The organism is Streptomyces sp. NPDC107581, assembly GCF_055657175.1.
The window spans coordinates 809,480-835,131 of the sequence record NZ_JBVKBH010000001.1 but is presented as its reverse complement, the minus strand read 5'-3'; the positions used below and the strand labels follow the sequence as shown (position 1 = coordinate 835,131).

Annotated in this window: 21 protein-coding genes and 7 tRNA genes; 16 read left to right on the top strand and 12 right to left on the bottom strand. The window is 70.6% G+C overall.

Translation table 11 applies throughout. The annotated features are described in order from the left end of the window. Positions 1-55 precede the first annotated feature (55 nt). The gene (locus tag ACZ7P3_RS03890) at positions 56-1,951 is read left to right on the top strand and encodes a NaeI family type II restriction endonuclease (protein WP_472078756.1); all 1,896 of its coding nucleotides are present in this window, start codon (positions 56-58) and stop codon (positions 1,949-1,951) included. Positions 1,952-2,068: 117 nt separating this feature from the next. On the opposite strand, the gene ACZ7P3_RS03885 is transcribed toward ACZ7P3_RS03890, so the two are convergent. The 4 genes from ACZ7P3_RS03885 to ACZ7P3_RS03870 all read right to left on the bottom strand — a co-directional run bounded on the left by ACZ7P3_RS03885 (position 2,069) and on the right by ACZ7P3_RS03870 (position 6,952). Then, a tRNA-Lys gene (locus ACZ7P3_RS03885) sits at positions 2,069-2,141 on the bottom strand. 99 nt (positions 2,142-2,240) lie between these two features. Continuing rightward, a complete protein-coding gene (locus tag ACZ7P3_RS03880; protein ID WP_472078755.1) occupies positions 2,241-3,746 on the bottom strand; it encodes an amino acid permease in 1,506 nt (501 codons plus the stop codon). Positions 3,747-3,995: 249 nt separating this feature from the next. After that, positions 3,996-6,155 carry a DEAD/DEAH box helicase gene (locus ACZ7P3_RS03875; protein WP_472078754.1) on the bottom strand — a complete coding sequence of 720 codons (2,160 nt, stop codon included), beginning with the start codon at positions 6,153-6,155 and terminating at the stop codon, positions 3,996-3,998. 281 nt (positions 6,156-6,436) lie between these two features. After that, entirely contained in the window at positions 6,437-6,952 is a 516-nt protein-coding gene (locus ACZ7P3_RS03870; RefSeq protein ID WP_472078753.1) for a hypothetical protein, read from the bottom strand. Between the two features lie 171 nt (positions 6,953-7,123). Between ACZ7P3_RS03870 and ACZ7P3_RS03865 the strand changes: the two genes are divergently transcribed. The 7 genes from ACZ7P3_RS03865 to ACZ7P3_RS03835 all read left to right on the top strand — a co-directional run bounded on the left by ACZ7P3_RS03865 (position 7,124) and on the right by ACZ7P3_RS03835 (position 10,431). After that, complete coding sequence (locus ACZ7P3_RS03865; protein WP_472078752.1) at positions 7,124-7,474, top strand: metallopeptidase family protein; 351 nt, start codon at positions 7,124-7,126, stop codon at positions 7,472-7,474. 490 nt (positions 7,475-7,964) lie between these two features. Next, complete coding sequence (locus ACZ7P3_RS03860) at positions 7,965-9,551, top strand: metallophosphoesterase family protein (RefSeq protein ID WP_472078751.1); 1,587 nt, start codon at positions 7,965-7,967, stop codon at positions 9,549-9,551. Between the two features lie 80 nt (positions 9,552-9,631). Beyond that, a tRNA-Glu gene (locus ACZ7P3_RS03855) sits at positions 9,632-9,704 on the top strand. Positions 9,705-9,747: 43 nt separating this feature from the next. Next, a tRNA-Asp gene (locus tag ACZ7P3_RS03850) sits at positions 9,748-9,822 on the top strand. A gap of 27 nt (positions 9,823-9,849) precedes the next feature. Beyond that, positions 9,850-9,926 (top strand) — tRNA-Phe (locus tag ACZ7P3_RS03845). Positions 9,927-10,258: 332 nt separating this feature from the next. Then, a tRNA-Asp gene (locus ACZ7P3_RS03840) sits at positions 10,259-10,333 on the top strand. A gap of 24 nt (positions 10,334-10,357) precedes the next feature. Next, positions 10,358-10,431 (top strand) — tRNA-Phe (locus tag ACZ7P3_RS03835). A gap of 122 nt (positions 10,432-10,553) precedes the next feature. Here the strand turns inward: ACZ7P3_RS03835 and ACZ7P3_RS03830 are convergent. Next, positions 10,554-10,754, bottom strand: coding sequence for a DUF1918 domain-containing protein (locus ACZ7P3_RS03830; RefSeq protein ID WP_472078750.1), 201 nt, complete (start codon positions 10,752-10,754; stop codon positions 10,554-10,556). A gap of 257 nt (positions 10,755-11,011) precedes the next feature. On the opposite strand from ACZ7P3_RS03830, the gene ACZ7P3_RS03825 reads away from it, so the two are divergent. The 5 genes from ACZ7P3_RS03825 to ACZ7P3_RS03805 all read left to right on the top strand — a co-directional run bounded on the left by ACZ7P3_RS03825 (position 11,012) and on the right by ACZ7P3_RS03805 (position 16,930). Then, a complete protein-coding gene (locus tag ACZ7P3_RS03825) occupies positions 11,012-11,695 on the top strand; it encodes a histone deacetylase (protein WP_472078820.1) in 684 nt (227 codons plus the stop codon). Positions 11,696-11,828: 133 nt separating this feature from the next. Then, the gene (locus ACZ7P3_RS03820; RefSeq protein WP_472078749.1) at positions 11,829-12,140 is read left to right on the top strand and encodes a hypothetical protein; all 312 of its coding nucleotides are present in this window, start codon (positions 11,829-11,831) and stop codon (positions 12,138-12,140) included. 59 nt (positions 12,141-12,199) lie between these two features. Then, a complete protein-coding gene (gene hrpA / locus ACZ7P3_RS03815) occupies positions 12,200-16,156 on the top strand; it encodes an ATP-dependent RNA helicase HrpA (protein WP_472078748.1) in 3,957 nt (1,318 codons plus the stop codon). A 95-nt stretch (positions 16,157-16,251) separates the two neighbouring features. Then, a tRNA-Asp gene (locus ACZ7P3_RS03810) sits at positions 16,252-16,326 on the top strand. Between the two features lie 367 nt (positions 16,327-16,693). After that, on the top strand, positions 16,694-16,930 hold the full coding sequence (locus ACZ7P3_RS03805; protein WP_472078747.1) for a DUF6274 family protein: 237 nt from the start codon (positions 16,694-16,696) through the stop codon (positions 16,928-16,930). A gap of 461 nt (positions 16,931-17,391) precedes the next feature. Here the strand turns inward: ACZ7P3_RS03805 and bldC are convergent, their stop codons facing one another. Continuing rightward, positions 17,392-17,598 carry a developmental transcriptional regulator BldC gene (bldC, locus tag ACZ7P3_RS03800; RefSeq protein WP_003949541.1) on the bottom strand — a complete coding sequence of 69 codons (207 nt, stop codon included), beginning with the start codon at positions 17,596-17,598 and terminating at the stop codon, positions 17,392-17,394. 518 nt (positions 17,599-18,116) lie between these two features. Then, entirely contained in the window at positions 18,117-18,959 is an 843-nt protein-coding gene (locus ACZ7P3_RS03795; RefSeq protein WP_472078745.1) for a DUF8083 family protein, read from the bottom strand. A gap of 200 nt (positions 18,960-19,159) precedes the next feature. Here ACZ7P3_RS03795 and ACZ7P3_RS03790 point away from each other — a divergent pair, with 200 nt between their 5' ends. Both ACZ7P3_RS03790 and ACZ7P3_RS03785 read left to right on the top strand, forming a co-directional pair. Then, positions 19,160-20,257, top strand: a complete 1,098-nt coding sequence (locus tag ACZ7P3_RS03790; protein ID WP_472078744.1) for a Leu/Phe/Val dehydrogenase — start codon at positions 19,160-19,162, stop codon at positions 20,255-20,257. Positions 20,258-20,576: 319 nt separating this feature from the next. Then, positions 20,577-20,828: a DUF3073 domain-containing protein gene (locus tag ACZ7P3_RS03785; RefSeq protein WP_472078743.1), complete on the top strand. Its 252-nt coding sequence runs from the start codon at positions 20,577-20,579 to the stop codon at positions 20,826-20,828. A 66-nt stretch (positions 20,829-20,894) separates the two neighbouring features. Here ACZ7P3_RS03785 and purM read toward each other — a convergent pair whose 3' ends face one another. The 5 genes from purM to ACZ7P3_RS03760 all read right to left on the bottom strand — a co-directional run bounded on the left by purM (position 20,895) and on the right by ACZ7P3_RS03760 (position 25,286). After that, on the bottom strand, positions 20,895-21,995 hold the full coding sequence (purM, locus tag ACZ7P3_RS03780) for a phosphoribosylformylglycinamidine cyclo-ligase (RefSeq protein WP_472078742.1): 1,101 nt from the start codon (positions 21,993-21,995) through the stop codon (positions 20,895-20,897). Between the two features lie 34 nt (positions 21,996-22,029). Beyond that, on the bottom strand, positions 22,030-23,559 hold the full coding sequence (gene purF, locus ACZ7P3_RS03775; RefSeq protein ID WP_472078741.1) for an amidophosphoribosyltransferase: 1,530 nt from the start codon (positions 23,557-23,559) through the stop codon (positions 22,030-22,032). A gap of 200 nt (positions 23,560-23,759) precedes the next feature. Next, the gene (locus ACZ7P3_RS03770; RefSeq protein ID WP_472078740.1) at positions 23,760-24,194 is read right to left on the bottom strand and encodes an META domain-containing protein; all 435 of its coding nucleotides are present in this window, start codon (positions 24,192-24,194) and stop codon (positions 23,760-23,762) included. 56 nt (positions 24,195-24,250) lie between these two features. Beyond that, on the bottom strand, positions 24,251-25,048 hold the full coding sequence (locus ACZ7P3_RS03765; protein ID WP_472078739.1) for a maleylpyruvate isomerase family mycothiol-dependent enzyme: 798 nt from the start codon (positions 25,046-25,048) through the stop codon (positions 24,251-24,253). Positions 25,049-25,058: 10 nt separating this feature from the next. Then, positions 25,059-25,286 carry a hypothetical protein gene (locus ACZ7P3_RS03760; protein ID WP_472078738.1) on the bottom strand — a complete coding sequence of 76 codons (228 nt, stop codon included), beginning with the start codon at positions 25,284-25,286 and terminating at the stop codon, positions 25,059-25,061. Between ACZ7P3_RS03760 and ACZ7P3_RS03755 the strand changes: the two genes are divergently transcribed. After that, positions 25,261-25,557, top strand: a complete 297-nt coding sequence (locus ACZ7P3_RS03755; protein WP_472078737.1) for a hypothetical protein — start codon at positions 25,261-25,263, stop codon at positions 25,555-25,557. The two genes, ACZ7P3_RS03760 and ACZ7P3_RS03755, sit on opposite strands and share 26 nt — an antisense overlap. Positions 25,558-25,652 lie beyond the last annotated feature (95 nt).

The window sequence follows — 25,652 nt, the reverse complement described above, 5'->3', positions numbered from 1 at the left end:
TTTTCTCCTTTCTATCGGAGAAAATCGTCCCCTTCTTGAGAGAAATGAGAGGGGCATGGCGTCCACATCCCGAGGTCGCGGCCGGCCCGCCGCACCTCCGTCGACGGGCTCCGAGTCCCTGGACGCGCTGGTGCTGCTCCTGCAGGGGGTACGCACCCAGGCACAGCTCTCTGTCGAGGATGTGCACGAACTGCTCAAGAACAGCGGCCGGCTGAAGGGTCCGCTGCCGGGCCGGTCGACGTTCTACCGCAAGCTTCGCGGTGTCGGACTGAAGAGTGAACGTCGTCTCGTCGAGGCCGTCATCGGGGTCTGCGTCGCCGAGGAGCAGCGTGCCGACGCGCTCAGGGAACAGGCCGTCTCTCTGTTGCACCAAGCCTGGTCGACGGATGCCGAGCCGGTGCCGTCGCCCCCCGTGGCGGCGTCGGGCGACAGCGGTCCGACCGCCGAGCTGGTACGGGTCCAGCGGGAGTTGATCGACGTCCGGGCCCAGCTCACCGCCGCGCTCCAGACCGCCACCGAGGCCGAGCGGGAAGCCGCACGCTCACGGGCGTTGGTGACCGCGCTGCTGATGTTCGCAACCCTGGGACGGGAAGCGGCCGGGGGCGCGGCGGCCTCCGTCCCCGCCGGCCCTTCCGCCCCCTCCGGTGCCGGACCGGACGATCCGCCGACCCGCATCATGTACGCCGGGACCGGGCGGAGCACGACCGACCGGAGCGACCGAGCCTCGGACGTTCGCGCCTCGGACGTTCGCGCCTCGGACGTTCGCGCCTCGGACGTGGCACACCACCGTCCGGCCACGGCGGACGAGCCGCTCGGCACGCGCGTCACGGACCCGGCAGGCCCAACGGGGTTCGCGGGCCCTGCCCCTGTCCGCGGTCCTCTGGAATGGCCGACGACTCGTACCGATCCCGTCGACCGCACTGCCCCGCCCGGCGCCGAGCGCGCGGACGGCAGGACCGCGCCGGACGCCGGCGCCCCGCCGATCGAGCCGGAGTCGCGGCAGGGAGCTGTGTCCTTGTCGGCGGAGCGGGGGCGTGGGCGTCCCCTGACACGACGGCCGGACTCCGCACGGGACGAGGTGCTCGCGCAGATGGTGCGGCTGGACCCGGACGGCAGCCGCATGGGCTCCGTGATCGACAGCGCGGGCCGGCATCTGCTCGACCCGGTGCACACCGGCCGTTACCTGTGGTCCGAACTCACCCGGTCCGAGCGGACGGTCTTCGGCACCACCGTGCAGCAACGGATGCAGAGCGAGTTGGGCCTGGCCGGTGGAGTGCACCTGGACTTCACGGTGGCGGGACACGACCTGGACGTGAGGTTCTCGCTGGGCAGGCACAACTGGATGTTCCCGCCGGAGCTTCAGGGTGAGTTGTGCCTGGTCGTGGGCGCCGATGACGCCGACGGCCGGTGGAGCATCGGCCTGCTGCGGGTGGAGCCCGAACTGATGCGCACGGGATCCAACCGCGACGGGAAGCGCGGGCTGAGCGCGGAGGGCCGCCGTGCGATCACATGGATCCACCGCGACCTCCCGCTGCCCGAACACGCCCTGCGCCGGCTCTCTCCCGACGTGCTGCGCGCGGTCTTCGCCAAGTCCTCGGGACAGGCCCGCGCCGAGGAGCTGTTCCTGCGGGCCCAGCTCACTCGGATCACAGGGGCGGATCTCTCCGCCGTCACCAGGCAGGCCGACAGTGCCAAGCGGGCACGGGAGGCACGGCGCAGGCTCGCCCGTCGGGGCGTCCTGATTCTGAACGGCACTCTTCCCCGCCATGTCGAGTGGGCCGCCGGCCTCGGCCTGCCCGTCCCGGCGCCGCACACATGGATGAGCGTCCGGCTCGCCCCGGCCTCGCCCCGGCACGACGGCAGCCCCACGATCACACTCGACGGCACTGCGTGGTGCGTGGCCCGCCCGGACGACCCCGAGGTCCCCCTGCCCAGCACCACCCGCGCCTGACCGACACGGACCTGACCTCGCCGCAGGTCCCCGAAAACGAGTCGGCGCCCGGGTCAGCCGAAGCCGACCCGGGCGCCGCGCAGCAGGTCAGAGGGGTTTTCCCCTCCCCTGCACCTGTAGGCCCTGTGGGACTCGAACCCACAACCAATGGATTAAAAGTCCACTGCTCTGCCAATTGAGCTAAGGGCCCAGGCGATGTTGCCTGTCCGAGCATAGCCGGACGCGGCCGAGTCTCCGATCGGGTATTGCCGACTCGGCCGCGTCGGGTGGGCGGAGCGGGTGGGTGTGGTCACTTTTCGACCGGCTCGGGAGCCCGGACGCGGGCCGGATCGAGGAACCAGTGGCGGGCCGAGGCCAGCCACCAGGTGGCCGCGAACCCGAGCACGACCAGGACGGCGACCGGCGCGTAGTTGAAGGTCTTCCAGGTGACCGGCGACACCTGGGGGAGCATGAAGAGGACCGTGATCACGACCACCCAGGTCACGGCGACGATGCCGACGATCCCCGACCAGCGGCCCAGATGCCACGGCCCGCGTTCGAAGGCGGCGCCCTTGCGGACCCGCAGGAAGGTCGGGATGACGTAGGCGATGTAGAGGCCGATCACCGCGATCGACGTCACCGCCGCGTAGGCCGTGGAGTTGATGAGGTAGGGGAGGCCCAGGACGAGGGCGGCGAGGGCGGCCAGCCAGACCGCTGCCACGGGGGTGCGGGTGCGTGGGCTGACGGTGTGCCAGACGCGGGAGAAGGGCAGCGCGCCGTCGCGGGAAAAGGCGTAGATCATGCGGCTGTTGGCGGTCACGGAGGCCATCCCGCAGAAGAGCTGGGCGCCGATCACCACCAGCAGGAGCAGCTTGCCGGTCGTCGCGCCGAGGGCGTCCAGGAGGATCTGGGCGGGGGGTGCGCCGGTCGGGGAGGCCAGTTCCTTCTCGTACGACTGGATCGCGTACGTGAAGCCCAGCAGCAGGACGAAACCCGCTGTCCAGGAGGTCCAGATGGAGCGGACGATGCCCTTCGGGCCCGCCGTGGAGGCGTCGTGGGTCTCCTCCGTCATATGGGCCGAGGCGTCGTAACCGGTGAAGGTGTACTGCGCCATCAGGAGGCCCAGCAGCACCACGTACGGCCCGCTCCCCCAGCCCGTCCCGTTGACGAACCTGGTGAACACGAAGGACGTCGACCGGTGGTGGTCGGGTACGAAGGCCAGCGCGCCGACGATCACCGCGACGCCCAGCACGTGCCACCACACGCTCACGCTGTTGAGGAACGCGACGATCCGGACGCCGAAGGTGTTCAGCAGGCCGTGGAGCAGGAGGATGGCGGCGAAGAGGAGGACCGTGCGGCCGGGGGTCACCTCGAAGCCGAACTGGAGGTTCAGGTAGGCGCCGAAGAAGGAGGCCGCGCCGAAGTCGATGCCCGCCGTCACCGCCACCTGGCCCAGCACGTTGAACCAGCCCGTGAACCACGCCCAGGCCGCCGCCGAGCGGGGCGGGGCCAGCCGGTGGGCCCAGAAGTACAGGCCTGCCGAGGTCGGATAGGCGGAGCAGATCTCGGCCATGGAGAGCCCCACGAACAGCGTCATCAGGCCGACCGCCACCCAGCCCCAGGTGATCACCGCCGGGCCGCCGGTGACCATGCCGAAGAGGTAGAGGGTCAGACAGCCGGACAGGACCGAGATGATCGTGAAGGAGACGGCGTAGTTCGAGAACGCCGACATCCGGCGGGCGAGGACCCGGGTGTAACCGAGCTGGGCGAGCCGTTCCTCGTCCGACAGCCCGGCCGTTCTCGCATCATCTGTCATGTCCCCAGCAATTCCCTCGCGGGGAAGGTACATGCGTCACCCGGCGACGGTGGCATCGCCGGCACACGGCAAAGGGCCCGTACGAACGAAGTCGTACGGGCCCTTGTCGGGTCACTCGGCCTCAGCCGCTGGTCACGGCCTCAGCCGGTGGTCACGGCCTCAGCCGCCGGTCCCGGGCTGCCTGAGCCGGTCGTCCCAGCCTCGGTCGCCGGTCTCCCAGGCCGTCTCGGCCGGTTGCCTGAGGCTCCGTCAGCCGTTGCGCTTCCAGCGCGGCTTGTCGTCGCGGCGGCCGAAGGAGCCGGTGCCGCGGTGGTCGTCACGACGGCCGTTGGGGCGGTCGTGACCGGCCGAGCGGAAGCCCGGGCGGTCGTCGCGGCGCTCGCGGTTGAACGGACGGTCGCTGCCCCGGTGCCCACCGCGCTCGTCGCGGCGGAAGCCGCCACGGTCGTCACGGCGCTCGAAGCCACGGCCACCACGGTCGCGGTCGCGGTCGAAGGGACGGCGGTCGTCACGGCGCTCGAAACCACGGCCACCACGGTCACCGCGGTCGTCACGGCGCTCGAAACCACGGTCGCCCCGGTCGTCGCGGCGCTCGAAGGTACGGCCGCCGCGGTCACCGCGGTCGTCACGGCGCTCGAAACCACGGTCGCGGTCGCGGTCGAAGGGACGGCGGTCGTCACGACGCTCGAAACCACGGCCACCACGGTCGCCCCGGTCGTCACGACGCTCGAAACCACGGCCACCACGGTCACCGCGGTCGTCACGACGCTCGAAACCACGGCCACCACGGTCACCGCGGTCCTCGCGGCGCTCGAAGCCCCGCTCGCCACGGTCCCGGTCGAAGCCGCGCCGCTCCCGGCGGTCGTACGACGCCGAAGCCGCCGGACGCTCCTCGCGCTCGGTCTCGCGCGCGGCCGGCTCCTCCGTCACGGAGGTCTCGACCGCGGCCTCCGCCGCGGCCGCCTGGGCGTCGGCCACCGCCGTCTCCGGGTCCTCGCCGCGCTCGCGGGCGACCCGGGCGACCAGTCGGTCGGCGTCCTCGCGCAGCTCGGTCGCACGGCGCTGGGCGCGCTCCAGCTGCTTGGTGAGCTGGGCGACCTCGCGCTCGGCCTGCTGCGCGGCGTTGCCCGCGGACTCGGCCTGCACCTCGGTCATGGAACGGGCGCCGGTGATCTCGGCGACCTCCGGGTCGAAGGCGCCGGCCCCCTGGATGATGTGGCGCGCGGCGTCGACGCCGGCGTCCTCCATCAGGCGGAAGATCTGGCGGCGCTGATGCGGCAGCGAGAGGGAGACGACGGTACCGGTGCGGCCGGCGCGGGCCGTGCGGCCGGCGCGGTGCAGGTAGTCCTTGTGGTCGCCCGCCGGGTCCACGTTCAGCACCAGGTCGATGCCGTCGACGTGGATGCCGCGCGCGGCGACGTCGGTCGCGACGAGGACGTTGACGTAACCGTCCTTGAAGTCGGCCAGCGTGCGGGTGCGGGCGCCCTGGGTCATGCCGCCGTGCAGCGCGTCGGCCTTCGCGCCCGCCTCGCGCAGCTGCTCGGCGACGCGGTCGGCGCCCAGCTGGGTGCGGACGAAGATGATCGTGCGGCCCTTGCGGGAGGCGATCGCGGCCGTGACCGGCGCCTTGTCCTTGGGCTTCACGATGAGGATGTGGTGCGACATGGTCGTCACCGCGCCCTGGGCCGCGTCCACCTCGTGAGAGACGGGCTCGTTCAGGTAGCGGTCGACGAGGGTCTGGATCTCGTTCTCCATGGTCGCGGAGAACAGCATCCGCTGGCCGCCGGCCGGGACCTGGTCGAGCAGCTCGGTGACCTCGGGCAGGAAGCCCAGGTCCGACATCTGGTCGGCCTCGTCCAGGACGGTGATCTGCACGTCCTCCAGGGAGCAGGCGCCGCGGTTGATGATGTCGCGCAGCCGGCCCGGGGTGGCGACGAGGATGTCGACACCGCGCTCCAGGGCGTAGATCTGGTTGCCCATGGACGTACCGCCGCAGACGACCTTCATCTTCAGGCCGAGGACGTCGCCGTACGGCTGGAGGGCGTCCGCGACCTGCATGGCCAGCTCACGGGTCGGGGTGAGGATGACGGCGCGGGGCTTGTGCTTCTGGGTGCGGCCGCCGGCCAGCGTGGCCAGGGTCGGCAGACCGAAGGAGAGGGTCTTGCCGGAGCCGGTGCGGCCACGGCCGAGGATGTCCTTGCCGGTCAGGGCGTCCGGGATGGTCGCGGCCTGGATCGGGAAGGGGGTGGTCACGCCGTTCTGTGCGAGCTTGCGCACGATGCCCTCGGGGAGGCCGAGGTCGGCAAAGGTGGTCTGGGGGGTGTCAGTGGTCTCGGTGACCTCGGTCACCAGATCGTCGTCCTGGACGTTCTCGGACATAACGATCTGATCAGTACTGGACACGGACATGCGAATGCGAAACCTTCCGGAGTCTCTTCGGCACGCGCCCGTCAACTCCGTGATTCGCACACGACCGCCTCAATGCGGTCCGCCACGGCAAGGGAGAGTACGCGCCACACGGCGCGCTCTGTTGTGGCGCCGGGCAAATGGGATCAAACGATCTACCACCATACGCACCTACCACCCCTGAAGGCAAACCGAGCCCATCGCCACAGGTCAGCGGGGCAGAGGCACAGCCCCTGCCGTCACGGCCCGGGCCCGCTCCCCGGCAGTACCCCGGACCCGGGCCCTCATGCCGGCGTACCCGCCGCGGGCGCCGGTTCGCGCGCGGCCAGCTGCGGCCCCGTCTCCTCGTGCGCCGAGGACGACGGCTCGGCGGACGGGGGCTCCGAGGTCGGCGCGGGCGGGGTGGACACCGGGGGCTCGGGCGGGGCGGAGGTCACCGGGGGCGTCGGCTCGGCCTTGGTCGGTACCGGCTCCCCGGGCCCCGCGGTCTTCCGCGGCTTCGGCGGTGCCGCCGTCGCGCTGGCCGCCCCGGAGGTCGTCGGCGAGGCAGAGGCCGACTCCCCCGGCTTCGCCTTGCCGCCGTGCCCGTGCTTGCCGTCGCCGCGGCCCGCCGAGCCGCCGTAACCCAGGCCGCCCGGGCCGTCCACCGGACCGCCGTCGGGCGCCGCGCCGCCGTGCCGGCCCGCCGAGTGGGAGGGCCTGGCCCGGCCGGCGTCGTCGCCCACGCTCACACAGCCGGCGGCAGCGGTGACGGCCAGCACCGCGACGGCCAGACGGACGGATACGTACAAGGGGCGCACGGCGGCCACCTCCGGAGGCGAGAAAGGGAGTCAACCTCCCCAACTCCCGCCGCCCGCAAGAGGACACGTCCCGGAGCCCCCGGCTTTGGGCCGGGACCCGGACCTTCCCCCGGCCACCGGCCGGGGCCCGCGCACCCCCCGCTCCGCGCGGTCGTCCCCGACAATGGCCGTGTGCTGGAGATGACACGCGACAGGTTCGAAGAACTGGTGAGTGAGGCCCTGGACCGGATCCCGCCGGAGCTGACGCGGGTCATGGACAACGTGGCCGTCTTCGTGGAGGACGAGCCGCCCGCCGCCGATCCGGAGCTGCTGGGCCTGTACGAGGGAACCCCGCTCACGGAGCGCGGGGAGTGGTACGCCGGAGTCCTCCCGGACCGCATCACGATCTACATGGGTCCGACCCTGCGCTACTGCGGGACGGCGGAGGACGTGGTCCACGAAGTGGCCGTGACGGTCATCCACGAGGTGGCCCACCACTTCGGCATCGAGGACGCCCGGCTCCACGAACTGGGCTGGGGCTGACGGCCGGCAGCCACGAGCCGGCCCCGGGGACCGAGCCGGTGGATCAGCGACGGGCCGGCCCCGAGGACCGCGCCGATGGACCTGCCACGAGCCGGAACCGCAGACCGAGCCGCTGGACCCGCGACGAGCCGGCCCCGGGGACCGCGCCAGTGGATCAGCGACGGGCCGGCCCCGAGGACCGCGCCGATGGACCTGCCACGAGCCGGAACCGCAGACCGAGCCGCTGGACCCGCGACGAGCCGGCCCCGGGGACCGCGCCAGTGGATCAGCGACGGGCCGGCCCCGAGGACCGCGCCGATGGACCTGCCACGAGCCGGCCCCGGGGACCGGGCCGCTGGACCCGCGGCGGGCCGATGCCGGGGCCCGTGGCTGAAGCCGGCCCGAGAAGAACGCTTCGGCTCCGGCACACGGTCATGGTCCGGCACGCGGCGGCCGTACGAGTGCGGCGAACCATCGCATATCCGCGCCGGAGCGTGGGCATACGGCACCAATGGCCCGCGTCCCCGTCGCAGCCCTGAACCGCATGCTGAACCGCGCCTCGCACCGCCTACGCCGCCCCGGCCGCCCCCGCCGGATCCCCCGCCGCCCGCCCGACCTCGCGCTCGCCGCCCGCCCCCGCCCCTGGCTCGGCGCCCTCGGCCTCACCGCCGTGGTCCTCGTCGGTGCCTGGCTCGGCCTGCTGATCGTCGGGAGCGTGCGGGCGCCGGTCGGCCCGATGAACACGACGATGGCGCTGCGCCCGTCCCTCACCGGCGGCACGAAGATCAATGTCTCCCCGCTGGGCGCGCTGACCCTGGACAGCCATGTCGCGCCGGTCCGCCTGGAGGTGAACGTCGACCAGCTCGACCAGCTGCGCTCCCAGGCCCTCGTCAACCATCCCGAGCGGCTCTCCGGACTCCAGGACGAGGTCGCCCGGGACGTCGAGCACGGCACGCTCGACCTGGCCGTACGCTCCTCGGTCGCCGTGGTCTCCGGAGCCACGGCCCTCGGCCTCGCGGTCTACCGCCGGCCGCGCCGGGCCCTGGCGGCCGGCGGCCTGGCCCTGACCCTGCTCGTGGCCTCGGGCGCGACGGCGTACGCCACCTGGAACCCGAAGTCGGTCCTGGAGCCGAAGTTCTCCGGCCTGCTGTCCTCGGCCCCGTCCCTGGTCGGCAACGCACGCAGCATCGTCACCGAGTTCGACGTCTACCAGAAGGAGTTGGCGCGCCTGGTGACGAACGTGACGAAGCTGTACGACGTCACGTCCACGCTCCCGGCCTACCAGCCGGACCCCTCCACCCTGCGGGTCCTGCACGTCTCGGACATCCATCTCAACCCGGCGAGCTGGAAGATCATCGCCTCGCTGGTGGAGCAGTACAAGGTGAACGTGATCGTCGACTCCGGCGACACGATGGATCACGGCACGGCGGCGGAGAACGCCTTCCTGGACCCGATCGCCGACCTGGGCGTGCCCTACGTCTGGGTCCGCGGCAACCACGACTCGCACCTCACCCAGCGCTACCTGGAACGCATGAAGAACGTCCACGTCCTGGACGACGGCCGGGCGCAGACGATCGCGGGCCTGCGCTTCGCGGGCATCGGCGACCCGCAGTTCACCCCCGATCGCTCGGTGACACCCGGCGGGGACGCGGCCGAGCAGCTGGCGGGCGACCGGCTGGCCTCGGCCCTGCGCGACCAGCAGGCGGCGGGCACCCCGGTGGACGTGGCGATCGCCCACGAGCCGGCCGCGGCCCGGGAGACGGACGGCGAGGTGCCGCTGGTGCTCTGCGGCCATCTGCATCACGAGGGGACGGAGATGCTGAAGTACGGCACCCGGCTGCGCATGGAGGGCTCGACCGGCGGCAGCGGGCTGCGCGCGGTGGAGCACACGTACCCCGCCCCCATCGAGGCCTCGATCCTCTACTTCGACCGTGACAACCACCGTCTGCAGGCCTGGGACGCGATCAAACTGGGCGGCCTGGGGCTGACGACGGCGGAGGTCAGCCGCCACCTCCCGGCGGAGAACCTGCCGGGCGCCACACCGCCCCCGCGCTCCCCTTCCCCCTCCTCACCCACCTCTCCGCCCTCCTCGCCGTAAACCGTTTTGGCGATCCTCCCCGCCATCCCATATGCTTCTCACGTCCCCGACGCGTTGAGAAGCGCGCAGGCGGGCCGATAGCCCTCATCGTCTAGCGGCCTAGGACGCCGCCCTTTCAAGGCGGTAGCACGGGTTCGAATCCCGTTGGGGGCACGCACAACGTTACGTATGTAGTTTCGTTCGCATACGTACATATGGTCCTGTGGAGCAGTTTGGAGTGCTCGCCACCCTGTCAAGGTGGAGGCCGCGGGTTCAAATCCCGTCAGGACCGCTTGCAGATCGCCTCGGCGAACTGCGTGGCTGGGTAGCTCAGTTGGTACGAGCGATCGCCTGAAAAGCGATAGGTCGCCGGTTCGATCCCGGCCCCAGCCACCACCTTCAGAACGTCCCGGACGGCTTGCCGTCCGGGACGTTCTCGTTGCGCTCCCCTGCAAAGAATCGCCCCTGACGACAAGCGGCCCGCAAAGGCATCCTGTGCTGACGCGGCGCTGACATGTCAGCACCGGACTGCTGCGGTTCCGGAGCGTCGAGCGCGCCCACACTGATCCGAGTCCGAGCTCGTGGGCGAGCAGGACCCAGGAGGGCGCGAACGGGGACACTCGACCGGTTCTCGCGCATCTCCGCAGGTCAGCAACGTAACGATTTCGGGTTCGAATCCCGTTGGGGGCACGCAATACCGTGTGCGAGACTGTTGCACGCACAAGCTTGGTCCTGTGGAGCAGTTTGGAGTGCTCGCCACCCTGTCAAGGTGGAGGCCGCGGGTTCAAATCCCGTCAGGACCGCTGGGGTTTCACGTGAAACCCCGTGGCTGGGTAGCTCAGTTGGTACGAGCGATCGCCTGAAAAGCGATAGGTCGCCGGTTCGACCCCGGCCCCAGCCACAGTGGCCCTATCAGGGCAAACACCCCCTCCGGGATCCTCGGAGGGGGTGTTTTCGTGTCGGGTGCGCCAGCGGATACGCCGGCGGGTGCACCGGCGGCTCTCGCGGCAACGACTCTCGCGGCTAGGCCGTCTCGCCCACCTTGCGATGCTCTACGACGCTGTCGGGCCCCGGGGACATGATCGTCTCGTGGCCGTTCTCGGCCCTCACCCGGTAGGGCGGGGTCCCTTTCGGTCCGAGAACCTCCACGATCTCCACGACGTGATTCTGCTGTCCGACCACGCGCCCCCGGACGATGAGCCGATCCCCTTTTCGGGCTTCCATACCGTTCTCCTTCATGTCGAGATGCGTGTCACTCCGACACCCACGGTGGGGCGCGCAGCCATGGATTCCGGGGATGTCGCGACAAGATCACCTGTATGGGCAGCGCCGTCCGGCGGGACCCGCACCCCTGGCCGCCGATCCCGGGGATCCGAGCACATTGGCCGGGACGGGGAATGATCACGACCCCTCCGGGAGACCCTCATGTCAGCAGGCACGACGTTCAGCCGAGTGAGCGCGCCCCTCAGGAGCGACCGATGGTGAAGGCCCTGCACAGCATCGATCCGACGTTGCCGACCGACCGGTATCCGGAGCGGGTCTGGTACACCTCGTACGGCTCGAACATGCACAGGGACCGGCTTGCCGCCTACATCCGGGGCGGTCGGGCACCCGGCGCGGCGAGGGACTGTCCGGGGTGCCGGAACCCGGCCATGCCGGAGCGGTCGATCCCCGTCGAGCTGACCGGTGCCCTGTACTTCGCGACCGAGTCGCGGGTCTGGGGAGGAGGCAGGGCCTTCTACGATCCGCGGGCGATCGGACGCGTGCTGGCGAGGGCGCACCTGGTGACCACGGACCAGTTCTCCGACATCGCCGCCCAGGAGATGTACAGGGAGCCCGGAGCAGGCGTGGACCTGGAAGACGTACTGACGCAGGGGCGAGCCGTCCTGGGCGGGGGCCGCTACGAAACGCTGGTGTGCGCCGGCCGGATCGACGGCCTTCCCGCGCTGACCTTCACGGCCCCCTGGGGAATGGACGACGTTCCGTGGGTGGCCCCCTCGTCCGCCTACGTACGGGTCCTCGCGGCAGGACTCCTGTCGGCCGGGGCCTGGGACATGCAGGCGGTCGCGGAATACGTGGCGGCGTGCCCCGGTGCGTACGGCCACTGGTCGGAACAGGCCGTCACGGAGCTGCTGCGCGGGGGAGACCGAGGATCCACCGCGTGACCGGTGCACCCAGGCCCCCTCGGCCGAAGGGGGCCCACGTCGTCCCGGTCGTTTTCGGTACCGTCCGGCGCGGGTACGAGCGAGCACAGGTGGACGCTCGTTCGGAGCAGCCGCGGAGCGGGGGACGGGGACAGTGAGCCGTAGCGAGACCGGAACGTCCGAGGACGTGGAGCTGGAGAAGGACCGGGCGCGGTACGGGCTGCTCGCGGTCGTGATCAGCAACGTCGCCATAGCCGCGGTCGCGATCATCGGGGTGTGGCGCCTCAACGGCGACAAGGCCGTGATCGTCGGGGTGCTGACGGCCGCGTTCACCGCGGTGAGCAGCATGACCACCGCCTATCTGGGGATCAAGGCGGTGTCCAACACCGCGAAGTCGATCGCGCTCGGCGACGGCTCGGGCCGGCAGCGTGCGCAGGCCGCCCCGCCCGCCCAGCGCACGCCCTGAGCGCCCCCGAAGCAAATCGTTCGCCAGCGATTTCCCCGAGGTGAGATCCTGGACCGCGTATGTCTACGCATCCAGCCCCCGCCCTCGGCTCCCTCGCCCCCCGCCTGACCGAGCTGTCGCTGCGCGACGCGCACCGGCTCGGCAGGCGGCTCGAGGGCGCGCGCAAGATCCGTAAGCCGGAGGCCCTCGCCGCCGTCCTCGCCGAGATCGAGGGCGAGATCGGCACGGCCGCGGCACGAATGGACGAGCGGCGCTCCCGTCTGCCCGCCGTCACCTACCCCGAGCAGCTGCCCGTCAGCCAGAAGAAGGACCTGATCGCCGAGGCCATCCGCGATCACCAGGTCGTGATCGTGGCCGGCGAGACCGGGTCCGGCAAGACCACGCAGATCCCCAAGATCTGTATGGAGCTGGGGCGCGGTGTCCGCGGCATGATCGGGCACACCCAGCCCCGCCGGATCGCCGCCCGGACCGTTGCCGAGCGCGTCGCCGACGAGCTGAGCACGCCCCTCGGCGAGGCCGTCGGCTGGAAGGTCCGCTTCACCGACCAGGTGAACCCGGACGCCACCTTCGTCAAGCTGATGACCGACGGCATCCTGCTCGCCGAGATCCAGACCGACCGCGAGCTGCGCGCCTACGACACGATCATCATCGACGAGGCCCACGAGCGGTCCCTGAACATCGACTTCCTGCTCGGCTACCTCGCCCAGCTGCTGCCGAAGCGGCCGGATCTGAAGGTCGTCATCACCTCGGCGACCATCGACCCCGAGCGCTTCTCCCGGCACTTCGGCGACGCCCCGATCATCGAGGTCAGCGGCCGCACCTATCCCGTCGAGGTGCGCTACCGGCCGCTCCTCGAAGAGGACTCCGAGGACGCCGACCGGGACCAGATCACCGCCATCACCGACGCCGTCGAGGAACTGATGGCGGAGGGGAAGGGCGACATCCTCGTCTTCCTCTCCGGCGAACGGGAGATCCGGGACACGGCCGACGCGCTGGAGAAGAAGAAGTACCGGTTCACGGAGGTACTGCCGCTCTACGCCCGGCTCTCGCACGCCGAGCAGCACCGCGTCTTCCAGCCGCACACCGGACGCAGGATCGTTCTGGCGACCAACGTCGCCGAGACGTCCCTGACCGTCCCGGGCATCAAGTACGTCATCGACCCCGGCTTCGCCCGGATCAGCCGCTACAGCCACCGCACCAAGGTCCAGCGGCTGCCCATCGAGGCGATCTCGCAGGCCAGCGCCAACCAGCGCAAGGGCCGCTGCGGCCGTACGTCCGACGGCATCTGCATCCGGCTGTACAGCGAGGAGGACTTCCTCGCCCGCCCGGAGTTCACCGACGCCGAGATCCTCCGCACGAACCTCGCCTCCGTCATCCTCCAGATGACCGCGGCCGGCCTCGGCGACATAGAGAAGTTCCCGTTCATCGACCCGCCGGACCACCGCAACATCCGCGACGGCGTACAGCTGCTGCAGGAGCTGCACGCGCTGGACCCCGCGCAGAAGGACCCGCGCAAGCGCCTCACCGACTCCGGCCGCAAGCTGGCCCAGCTGCCGGTCGACCCCCGGCTGGCCCGGATGGTCCTGGAGGCCGACAAGAACGGCTGTGTCCGCGAGGTCATGGTGATCGCGGCCGCGCTGTCCATCCAGGACCCGCGCGAGCGGCCGGCCGAGAAGCAGGCCCAGGCCGACCAGCAGCACGCCCGCTTCAAGGACGAGACCAGCGACTTCCTCGCCTATCTGAACCTGTGGCGGTACGTCCGCGAGCAGCAGAAGGAGCGGGGATCCAGCTCCTTCCGGCGGATGTGCAAGCAGGAGTACCTGAACTTCCTGCGCATCCGTGAATGGCAGGACATCTACACCCAGCTGCGCACGGTCGCCAAGCAGATGGGCATGCACCTCGAGGAGCCTTCGGCGGGCACCGACGCCCCGGCCGACCGCGTCCATGTCTCCCTCCTCGCCGGCCTCCTCTCCCACGTCGGGATGAAGGACGTGAAGGACGGCAACAAGAACGAGTACCTGGGCGCCCGCAGCGCCAAGTTCGCGATCTTCCCGGGCTCGGCGCTGTTCCGGAAGCAGCCCCGGTTCCTGATGTCGGCCGAACTCGTGGAGACCTCCCGGCTGTGGGCCCGGGTCAACGCGAAGATCGAGCCCGAGTGGGTCGAACCGCTCGCCGGGCACCTGCTCAAGCGGACGTACAGCGAACCGCACTGGGAGAAGGACCAGGCGGCCGTGATGGCGTACGAGAAGGTGACGCTGTACGGCGTCCCGATCGTCGCCCAGCGGAAGGTGAACTACGGCCGGATCGACCCGGAGGTCTCCCGGGAGCTGTTCATCCGCAACGCGCTGGTCGAGGGCGACTGGCGTACGCACCACAAGTTCTTCGCGGACAACCGCAAGCTGCTCAGCGAGGTCGAGGAGCTGGAGAACCGGGCGCGGCGCCGGGACATCGTCGTGGACGACGACACGCTGTTCGACTTCTACGACCAGCGGGTGCCCGAACACGTCGTCTCCGGCGCCCACTTCGACTCCTGGTGGAAGCGGAAGCGGACCGAACAGCCCGACTTCCTCGACTTCGAACGCGCCATGCTCATCCGCGAGTCGGCGGAGGCGGTCACCAAGGACGACTACCCGGACTCCTGGCGCCAGGGTCCGCTCAAGTTCCGGGTGACGTACCAGTTCGAGCCGGGCGCGGACGCCGACGGTGTCACCGTGCACATCCCGCTCCAGGTGCTCAACCAGGTCACCGACGAGGGCTTCGACTGGCAGATCCCGGGCCTGCGGGAGGAGGTGGTGACGGAGCTGATCCGTTCGCTGCCCAAGCCCGTCCGCCGCAACTACGTGCCCGCGCCGAACTACGCGAAGGCGTTCCTGGAGCGGGCGGTACCGCTGCAGGAGCCGCTGCCGGTCACCATGGCCCGGGAGCTGAAGCGCATGGTCGGCGTCCCCTTCGAGGCGGACGACTTCGACTGGGCGAAGCTCCCCGACCACCTGAAGATCACCTTCAGGATCGTGGACGAGCGGCGGCGCAAGCTCGACGAGGACAAGGATCTGGAGGCGCTCAAGCTCCGGCTGAAGCCGAAGGCGCGCCAGGCCCTCTCCCAGGCCGCGGCCGCGACCGCCTCCCGGCAGGGCGGGGAGTCCCTGGAGCGCAAGGGGCTGACCGACTGGACGATCGGCCCGCTCACCCGGGTCTTCGAGACCCGCCGGGCCGGGCAGCCGGTGAAGGCGTACCCGGCACTGGTGGACGACGGCGACACGGTCTCGGTCCGCCTCTTCGACACCGAGGCCGAGCAGACCGAGGCGATGTGGAAGGGCACCCGCCGGCTGATCCTGCGGAACATCCCGGTGAACCCGGCGAAGTTCGCATCCGAGAAGCTGACCAACGCCCAGAAGCTGGCGCTCTCCGCCAACCCGCACGGCTCCATCCAGGCCCTCTTCGACGACTGTGCGATGGCGGCGGCCGACAAGCTGATCGCGGACTTCGGCGGCCCGGTGTGGGACGAGGAGTCGTACCGGAAGCTCTACGACAAGGTGCGCGCGGAGATCGTGGACACGACGGTCCGCACGGTCGGGCAGGTGCAGCAGGTCCTGGCCGCCTGGCAGGCCTGTGAGCGCCGTCTGAAGGCCACGAACAGCCCCGTCCTGCTGGCGAACCTGACGGACGTCCGCAAGCAGCTGGACGCCCTCGTGAAGCCCGGTTTCGTCACCTGGGCGGGCATACGGCGGCTGCCCGACCTCATGCGCTACCTGGTGGCCGCCGACCGGCGCCTGCAGCAGATGCCGACCGGCGTCCAGCGGGACACCAGCCGCATGGAGAAGGTCCATGAGATGCGGGACGAGTACGCCTGGCTGCTGGAACAGCTGCCGCAGGGCCGGCCGGTGCCGCAGCAGGTGCTCGACATCCGCTGGATGATCGAGGAGCTCCGGGTCAGCTACTTCGCGCATGCGCTGGGCACGGCGTACCCGGTCTCCGACAAGCGGATCGTGAAGGCGATCGACGCCGCCGCCCCGTAGTCGTGCACGTACAGAGGGTGAGTTCGACCAGCGGGCTCACCCTCCTGTACAGTCTCTTCTCGCAGCGCAACGCAGCAATAGGCGCCGCGAAACCTGGTCCTGTGGAGCAGCTTGGAGTGCTCGCCACCCTGTCAAGGTGGAGGCCGCGGGTTCAAATCCCGTCAGGACCGCAGTAGAGAAGGCCCCCCGTCCCGCTGGGACGGGGGGCCTTCCGCTTTCCGCCCCGATCGCCCGCCGGGGCGTCCCTGCCGGCACTCCGAGAAGAACGGCCGCGGAAGGACGTCCACGGGCCCGCCCGCAGGGCGGGCGACCGCTTTCCGACGGGCCCCTGCCAGGAGATGCGGAGCGCGACCGAGGTCGCGCCCCCATCGAGTTTCACGAACTCATGCCGAGCGGCCGCCCGCTGGGCGTAGCCTGCCTCGTGGTCGCTGCGGACGGCCGGCCCCGGCGCGGTCGCTCGCGCCCTTGACGACGTCACATTCCGCCGGTACCCAGAAACCAGGGCCCGTCCCCCTGTGCGGCCCCCGGAGGTGGCGTATGGCGGCATCGGCCAGGCACGAGACGCGGGCGCTGCTGAGGGCGCATCTGTCGGCCGCCTCGTCCTACCGGCACCTCACCCGTCACTGCCCGATCTGTCATCACCTGCTGCGGCTGGCGATGACCGGCGGCCCACGGCCCGCCGAACCGGGCGACGAGACGGTCGGCATGGTCGGCGTCGTGGAGGTTGCAGAGGCCGTGGAGGGCGCGGAGGACGAAAGTCCCCGCAGCGCGTGACCAACGCCGGGCCCAACACCCGCCCGGGCGTGGCACGCTGGAACGAGCGGTTCCATTAGCGCACGCACGCCGATGGCAACAAGCATCGCGGCGTGTGACGGGTGTCACCGCATGAGTTTCTGAAACGGCGGTATTTACCCCCGTCCTACAACTGGTCAATTTAATATGTGCAATTGCACCCCTCCCAGGGGTCGCACACAGCCGTTCCGACAACCCTCCCCAGACTCCGACAAGGCCGCTCACAGAGGCGCCATCACACCCCCGACCAGCGCACAAAAAAGATCGCGCTGGACCCGGCGGAGTCCAGCGCGATCTACGACGCACCCTGTGGCGATGCCTACAACGTTCTCTTCGGCTTGGGCGTGGGCCCTGTTGGGGCAGGTCCCGCGTCGCTTGGAGCTTGGGTTTCGGGCGCCACGGCAGGTTGGGGGACCAGCCGGTTTGCCCGGTTATTCAGTTGTTCAGGCCTCGCTGCGCTGCTGCGGGATGCCCGCGAGCAGAGCACGGACCTCAGCCTCGCGGTAGCGGCGGTGCCCGCCGAGCGTGCGGATCGAAGTGAGCTTGCCGGCCTTCGCCCACCGCGTGACCGTCTTGGGGTCGACGCGGAACATGGTGGCGACCTCAGCGGGGGTCAGCAGCGGCTCGGCATCAGGGGTGCGAGCGGTCATGAGCGGCCTCCTCGGGAGAACCGAACCTTCTCGGTTCTTTCCTCTAAATTCTGCACCTTGACCCGCGTTGCCCGAAATGGCGGACGCGAGTCGAGTCGGTTATAGGACGAACGGCTTGTCCTCGGCACTACAACTACACCATCTGTCCAGCCGCGTCGGCCAAACCGATGGAATTGCCCTCCCAGGTGTTCATCAGCGACGGAAGCCGATGGACCATGCCATAGCGGACAGTCACGCCACTGTGACGATCAGTCACAGGACAATCAGGAGCCATCAGACCCCCCAAAGCGTGCAATGCAGAGATTCCACCCACGATGGAGCATAGCGGGACGGACAGAGCCCTCCCCGGACTCCTTGTCCTATTTTGGCATGAGGGGCGGCAAGAGGCGCAAGGGCCGTGTAAGTGCCGTCCGTCACCCTTTGGACAAAAGCCCGGATCGGGACCAACGTCCCGTCAGGTGGTCAAGTGCCGTAGACCGTACGTCGTTCAGCGGGTTTTTGACCGTGACCTGCGTCACTCAGTTCGCGGAGCGTCGGTCACGTACCGTCCGCCACCGCTCCACCAGCCGCCCGTAAGCCTCTCCGGCGGCCATCCCGTCGCCCCGGCGCAGCGCCTCGATGCCGTCGGCCACGTCCGCCGCCGAGTGGTCGTCCGCCAGCCGTCCGGCCGGCACCGCGTGCACCAGGCCGCCGTAGTCCAGCTCCACCAGCGAGCGCGGGTGGAACTCCTCCAGCCAGCGGCCGACATCCACCAGGCCGTCGATCAGCGGCCCCTCCTCGATGGTGTCCTTCAGCGTGCGCAGCGCCCGCGCCACCCGGCGCCGGGCCTGCACCATCGGGGTGCGGTAGCGCAGCATCGGCGGCACCTCGCCGGACGCCTTCTCGTACCGGCGCTCCTCGTCGGAGACCAGCACGAACCAGTTCAGCGGGATCTGCCAGGTCGCGGTGCGGATCCAGGGCCGGGCGTCCGGGTTGCGGGCGAGCCAGCGCTCGTAGTCCTGCGCGGCCTGGTGGCGCACCACCGGCGGCAGCACCGCGTCCAGCACCGGCGGCGGCAGCTCCTCGGCGATGTCGCCCAGGGCCTGCCAGCTGCGCAGCCGGGTCCGCCAGGGGCAGACGCAGACCACTCCGTCGACGTCCAGCACGAAGGCGTCGCTGCTCTCGTGCACCGGCACCGGGATCGGCGGGGTGGGCAGCAAGTCGGCGAGCGAGCGGCGCAGTTCGTCCTGGTAGGAAGGACGGTCCGGGCGCCGGGCGTAGCGCGCCCAGTGGGTGCGCTCCGGCTCCGGGAAGGCGGCCAGCGGCTCGTAGACACGCAGGTACGCGGCGTAGGGGACCACCACGGAGGACACCTTGGGCACGCCTGCTCCCTCCCCATCGGACCCGGCTCGAAACCCCTGCAAATCGTCCCACGGTCATGCGTGCATGAGCGGTCCGGGAGAGTGATCCTGAACACTGCGCGGATGGCTGGTGGGCACAGGGCCTACGCTCATGCCACAGCACCCGCCACCCGCACGGGAGCCGAGCCCCACTCGCCGCTACTTACACAGGAGTCACCACAGTGACCGACGTAACCGGCGCACCTGCTGATGTCCTGCACACCCTGTTCCACTCGGACCAGGGCGGCCATGAGCAGGTCGTGCTCTGCCAGGACCGCGCCAGCGGTCTCAAGGCCGTGATCGCCATCCACTCCACCGCCCTGGGCCCCGCCCTCGGCGGCACGCGCTTCTACCCGTACGCGACCGAGGCCGAGGCCGTCGCCGACGCCCTCAACCTCGCGCGCGGGATGTCGTACAAGAACGCCATGGCCGGTCTCGACCACGGCGGTGGCAAGGCCGTGATCATCGGCGACCCGGAACGCGACAAGACCGAGGAACTGCTGCTCGCCTACGGGCGCATGGTCGCCTCGCTCGGCGGGCGCTACGTCACCGCGTGCGATGTCGGCACCTACGTCGCCGACATGGACGTCGTGGCCCGCGAGTGCCGCTGGACCACCGGCCGTTCCCCCGAGAGCGGCGGGGCCGGCGACTCCTCCGTGCTCACCGCCTTCGGCGTCTACCAGGGCATGCGCGCCTCCGCCCAGCACCTGTGGGGCGACCCCTCGCTGCGCGGCCGCAAGGTCGGCGTCGCGGGCGTCGGCAAGGTCGGCCACCACCTGGTCCGCCACCTGCGGGACGAGGGCGCCGAGGTCGTCGTCACGGATGTCCGCGCGGACGCCGTCCAGCGGATCCTCGGGCAGTACTCCGCGGGTGTGACGGCCGTCGCCGACACCGACGCGCTGATCCGCGTCGAGGAGCTCGACATCTACGCCCCCTGCGCCCTCGGCGGCGCCCTGAACGACGACACCGTGCCGGTACTCACCGCCCGGGTGGTGTGCGGTGCCGCCAACAACCAGCTCGCCCACCCGGGTGTGGAGAAGGACCTCGCCGACCGCGGGATCCTCTACGCGCCGGACTACGTGGTGAACGCCGGCGGGGTCATCCAGGTGGCCGACGAGCTGCACGGGTTCGACTTCGACCGGTGCAAGGCGAAGGCGGCGAAGATCTTCGACACCACGCTGGCCATATTCGCACGTGCGAAGGAAGACGGCATTCCGCCGGCCGCCGCGGCCGACCGGATCGCCGAGCAGCGCATGGCCGACGCCCGCACCGCACGCTGACACGGGTGCGATCGGACCCCGACCGGGTGTCCGATCGCACGCATGAGCGGTACCCGTCGGCGGGAACTTAGAGAGAACTCTCACTTCAACCGGCGGGTCGCACCCCGATAAGTGGTTAAAATCGCCACTGACCAGCGAGGACAGGGCACCTCGAGGGTCCTGTGCACACGCGCGTGGTGCGGGCGACGTACCGTATGGGCGCAGGCTCAGGTACCGTGGAAGCCCTACGGACCGGCCTCTCCGCGGAGGGTCCGTTCCGGATCATGAACGCGTGTCAGACTCTGGGGCCAATGAGCCCCGTCACCGAGGGGGTCGAGCCATGGGGCGCGGCCGGGCCAAGGCCAAGCAGACGAAGGTCGCCCGCCAGCTGAAGTACAACAGCGGTGGGACTGACCTCTCGCGTCTGGCCGATGAACTGGGCGCATCGACTTCGAACCAGCCGCCGAACGGCGAGCCTTTCGAGGACGATGAGGATGACGAGGACGATCTTTACTCTCGGTACGCCGACCTCTATGAGGACGACGACGAGGACGAGGACCAAGGTCCCTCACAACACCGTCGCGGCGCTTGACCTTGCATTGAGCACCAGTCCGGTCGGTGGCACAGCCACCGACCGGCTTCTGTGCTGTCTGCGGTCTCAGCCGGCGTAGTCGCCCACCAGCTCGGCGCCGGTCTCCTTGCCGCCCCGGTCGGTGATCTCTCCCGCCACCCATGCGTCGACCCCGCGGTCGGCCAGGGTCGCGAGGGCCGCCTCCGTGGACTCCTCCGGCACGATCGCGATCATGCCGACGCCCATGTTGAGGGTCTTCTCCAGCTCCAGGCGCTCGACGCTGCCGGTCCTGCCGACCAGGTCGAAGATCGCACCCGGGGCCCAGGTGGCACGGTCGACGATCGCGTGCAGCCCGTCCGGGATGACCCGGGCCAGGTTGGCCGCGAGTCCGCCGCCGGTGATGTGGCTGAAGGCGTGCACCTCGGTGGTGCGGGTCAGCGCCAGGCAGTCCAGCGAGTAGATCTTGGTGGGCTCCAGCAGCTCCTCGCCGAGGGTGCGACCGAGCTCCGCGACCTCCGTCTCCAGGGCCATGCCCGCGCGGTCCAGCAGCACGTGGCGGACCAGGGAGTACCCGTTCGAGTGAAGGCCGGAGGACGCCATGGCGATCACCGCGTCACCCGTACGGATACGATCCGCGCCCAGCAGCCGGTCGGCCTCCACCACGCCCGTACCGGCGCCGGCGACGTCGAAGTCGTCCGCGCCCAGCAGGCCCGGGTGCTCGGCCGTCTCGCCGCCCACCAGGGCGCAGCCGGCCAGCACACAGCCCTCCGCGATGCCCTTGACGATCGCGGCGACCCGCTCGGGGTGGACCTTGCCGACGCAGATGTAGTCCGTCATGAACAGCGGCTCGGCGCCGCACACCACGATGTCGTCCATGACCATGGCGACCAGGTCGTGGCCGATGGTGTCGTAGACGCCCATGCGGCGCGCGACGTCGACCTTCGTGCCGACGCCGTCCGTGGCGGAGGCGAGCAGCGGGCGCTCGTAGCGCTTGAGGGCGGAGGCGTCGAAGAGCCCGGCGAAGCCGCCGAGGCCGCCCAGGACCTCGGGCCGCTGGGTCTTCTTCACCCACTCCTTCATCAGCTCCACGGCGCGGTCGCCCGCCTCGATGTCGACTCCGGCAGCCGCGTAGGAAGCACCGGCAGGGGTGCCCGTCGCCGGCGGTGACTGATCAAACGCAGCAGACATTGCCTGGGATCTTTCGGGTTGGTTTGTACGGGGCTTACGGACGACGGATCGCGTCGGCCGCGGCCGTGGCGGCCGGCCCTGCGGCCAGCTCGGTCTCCAGCAGCTGCTTGCCGAGCAGCTCGGGGTCCGGCAGCTCCATCGGGTACTCGCCGTCGAAGCAGGCGCGGCACAGGTTCGGCTTGGCGATGGTGGTCGCGTCGATCATGCCGTCGATGGAGATGTACGCCAGGGAGTCGGCGCCCAGGGAGGTGCCGATCTCCTCGATGCTCATGCCGTTGGCGATCAGCTCGGCGCGGGTGGCGAAGTCGATGCCGAAGAAGCAGGGCCACTTCACGGGCGGGGAGGAGATCCGGATGTGGACCTCGGCGGCCCCGGCCTCGCGCAGCATCCGCACGAGCGCCCGCTGGGTGTTGCCGCGCACGATCGAGTCGTCCACGACGACCAGGCGCTTGCCCTTGATGACTTCCTTCAGCGGGTTCAGCTTCAGCCGGATGCCGAGCTGCCGGATGGTCTGCGAGGGCTGGATGAAGGTGCGGCCGACGTAGGCGTTCTTCACCAGGCCGGCGCCGAAGGGGATGCCGGACGCCTCCGCGTAGCCGATCGCGGCCGGGGTGCCGGACTCCGGGGTCGCTATGACCAGATCGGCCTCGGCGGGCGCCTCCTTCGCCAGGCGGCGGCCCATCTCCACCCGGGAGAGGTACACGTTCCGGCCGGCGATGTCGGTGTCCGGGCGGGCCAGGTACACATATTCGAAGACACAGCCCTTGGGCTTCGCTTCCGCGAAGCGGGAGGTGCGCAGGCCGTTCTCGTCGATGGCGACGAACTCGCCCGGCTCGATCTCGCGGACGTAGCTGGCGCCGCAGATGTCGAGGGCGGCGGACTCGGAGGCCACCACCCAGCCGCGCTCCAGCCGGCCGAGGACCAGCGGGCGGATGCCCTGCGGGTCGCGGGCGGCGTAGAGGGTGTGCTCGTCCATGAAGACGAGGGAGAAGGCGCCCCGCACCTTCGGGAGCACCGCGTGCGCGGCCTCCTCGATGGTCAGCGGCTTGCCGTCCTCGTCGACCTGGGCGGCCAGCAGGGCCGTCAGCAGGTCGGTGTCGTTGGTGGCCGCGACCCGGGTCGAGCGGCCGTTGGTGTCCTTGGGCAGGTCGGCCACCATCGCGGCGAGCTGCGCCGTGTTGACCAGGTTGCCGTTGTGCCCGAGCGCGATCGAGCCGTGCGCGGTGGCACGGAAGGTCGGCTGGGCGTTCTCCCACACGGAGGCGCCGGTGGTCGAGTAGCGGGCGTGTCCGACCGCGATGTGACCTTGGAGCGATCCGAGAGAAGTCTCGTCGAAGACCTGGGAGACCAGGCCCATGTCCTTGAAGACGAGGATCTGGGAGCCGTTGCTGACCGCGATTCCCGCGGATTCCTGACCCCGGTGCTGGAGGGCGTAGAGCCCGAAGTACGTGAGCTTTGCGACCTCTTCGCCCGGAGCCCAGACACCGAAGACGCCACAAGCGTCCTGGGGGCCTTTCTCGCCGGGGAGCAGATCGTGATTGAGTCGACCGTCACCACGTGGCACGCCATCGAGTGTAGGCGAGGTCGACCACTGGTCCGAATTGGGGATACGCGCCCGCAACGGACGGCACTTGTCGATCACCTTGGTGGTTTCTTCGTTTCCGCTGGTCAGCGGGGCGCCTCAGTGATCGGGCGGGTCGGCGCCGGCCCGGCGGGCAGGGACTTGGGGCCCACTCACCGTATGCATGAGTGAGGTGTCGCACATCATTCGGGTGCACGGCGGCTGAGCTGGACGCGGTCGCCGTCGCCATCGGTGAGCGTCAGCTTCCCGTCGTCGGCCCTGGCCGTGAGCGTGCCGGTGGTGAGCGTACGGGCGAGGGCCCGCTCGAAGTCCATACGGACCGGATCGCAGGCCATCCGGGTCGTGCGGAGGTCGCCGAACGTGATCCGGTCGCCGTGCACGGTGGCCCGGGACCCGAACCGGTTGCAGCCGAGGTTGCCGGCCGCCTTTCCGTCCGTGTCGATCCGCAGGTGCGCGGCGGCGGGCGCATGCCGGGTGGTACCGCCGGCGGTGAGGCTGTCGACCCGCCAGTCGACGCCGGTCACCTGCTGCCGGGCGTCCGCCGGGCCGCTGTCCGGCCGCGCGCTGCCACAGGCCATCGAGAGCGGGACGAGCACGGCGGCCGCTGTCAGGATCATGTGCTGCTTGTGCCGGTTCATACGGATTCGACGGCCGGCCCGGGCCGCCGGTTCCGTCACGCCATGACAGGCAGCAGATGTCCGATGTCCGCGCGCTCACCGCTCGCGCTGACCCTGGCCTCCCGCACGGCGTCCGTCCAGGCCGTCCGGCCGGTGGCGAGCCGGATCCAGGTCAGCGGGTCGGTCTCCACGACGTTGGGCGGGGTGCCGCGGGTGTGCCGGGGCCCCTCGACGCACTGCACGACGGCGTACGGCGGCACGCGCACCTCGGTGGATCCGCCGGGCGCCTTCACGGCGAGGGCGTCGGCGAGCAGCCGGGTGGCGGCGGCGAGGGCCTGGCGGTCGTAGGGCACCTCCAGGCCGGGGACCGCGGCGTTGAGGTCGTCGGTGTGGACGACGAGCTCGACGGTGCGGGTGACGAGGTAGTCGTCCAGGGGCAGCGCGCCCGCATTGGTCTCCAGGAGCCGGGTGCCGGGATGGGCGTCGAGGAGGGCGCGCAGGCTCTGGTCGATACCGGCAAGGTAGCCGTCGAGATCGGGGTGTCCGGCGGCGAGCGTGCGGGTGAGGTCGTCGATCGCGGCGGAGTGCGCGGTGGTGGCGAAGGGCCATTCGGCGACCGTCGCGCTCTGTTTCGGCGGGGCCGGCAGGTCCAGGGCACGGTGGACCGCGGTGAGCGCCATGCCGATGTGGGCGACCAGATGGCGCACGGTCCAGTCGCCGAGCCGGGTGGGCAGCGCTAGCTGATCCGGGGTCAGGCCGCTCACGGTCCGACGCACATGTCCGAACTGGGCGAGGACCGCGGCACGGGTCTTCGCGGGGTCATAGCTGCGGGCGCGTTTCCTGGCCGGGGGCATGGCGCCGAGCCTATGCCCTGACCGCGAAGCCCTTCAGCCCCGTTTCCACCAGGCCGAAGGCCTGCCGCGCGCGCTCCAGGGCGTCGGCGGCCACCTGGTCGACGCTCTCGCCCGCATCGAGCCGGCGATGGTGCTCCTCGACCAGGGCGTTGCGGGCGGCGGTGAGCGTGGCGGCGGCGATCAGCGCGAGGGTGGCGTCGCCGGTCTCCTCGGTGAGCAGGTCGGCGGGTGTCGCCACCACCGGGACCCGCTTCTTCCAGACCCTCGGCGCCGCCCTCTTCGGCACCCTGCTCAGCCGCCTCTACGACGGCCCGGGCGACGTCGGCTCCCTGGCGGCCCTGCACGGCCCGGCCCGGGTACAGGGGCTGACGGCATACGTCTCCGCGCTGGACACGGTGTTCCTGTGCGGGGCCGGGGTCATGGCGCTGTCGCTGCTGCTCGCCCTGCGTCTGCCGAAGGCGCGGTCCGTGGCAGAGGCGGAGACCGCGCGGGAGACGGTGACGGTGTGAGCGGCCGGTCCGTCCGGAAGGAGGAGGCGGACACGGACCCCACGATCGGCCGGGTGGAGCCGGCACACGTGCGGGCCCCGGCCGGAATCCCGGCC

Bases quoted from the DNA above. Each gene is read 5' to 3' on its own strand.
- ACZ7P3_RS03890 (WP_472078756.1), top strand. From the start codon at position 56: ATGGCGTCCACATCCCGAGGTCGCGGCCGGCCCGCCGCACCTCCGTCG.
- ACZ7P3_RS03785 (WP_472078743.1), top strand. From the start codon at position 20,577: ATGGGGCGCGGCCGGGCCAAGGCCAAGCAGACGAAGGTCGCCCGCCAG.
- bldC (WP_003949541.1), bottom strand. From the start codon at position 17,598: ATGACCGCTCGCACCCCTGATGCCGAGCCGCTGCTGACCCCCGCTGAG.
- purM (WP_472078742.1), bottom strand. From the start codon at position 21,995: ATGTCTGCTGCGTTTGATCAGTCACCGCCGGCGACGGGCACCCCTGCC.
- ACZ7P3_RS03770 (WP_472078740.1), bottom strand. From the start codon at position 24,194: ATGATCCTGACAGCGGCCGCCGTGCTCGTCCCGCTCTCGATGGCCTGT.
- ACZ7P3_RS03805 (WP_472078747.1), top strand. From the start codon at position 16,694: ATGGCGGCATCGGCCAGGCACGAGACGCGGGCGCTGCTGAGGGCGCAT.
- ACZ7P3_RS03765 (WP_472078739.1), bottom strand. From the start codon at position 25,048: ATGCCCCCGGCCAGGAAACGCGCCCGCAGCTATGACCCCGCGAAGACC.
- ACZ7P3_RS03875 (WP_472078754.1), bottom strand. From the start codon at position 6,155: ATGTCCGTGTCCAGTACTGATCAGATCGTTATGTCCGAGAACGTCCAG.
- hrpA (WP_472078748.1), top strand. From the start codon at position 12,200: ATGTCTACGCATCCAGCCCCCGCCCTCGGCTCCCTCGCCCCCCGCCTG.
- ACZ7P3_RS03860 (WP_472078751.1), top strand. From the start codon at position 7,965: ATGGCCCGCGTCCCCGTCGCAGCCCTGAACCGCATGCTGAACCGCGCC.
- ACZ7P3_RS03880 (WP_472078755.1), bottom strand. From the start codon at position 3,746: ATGACAGATGATGCGAGAACGGCCGGGCTGTCGGACGAGGAACGGCTC.
- ACZ7P3_RS03830 (WP_472078750.1), bottom strand. From the start codon at position 10,754: ATGGAAGCCCGAAAAGGGGATCGGCTCATCGTCCGGGGGCGCGTGGTC.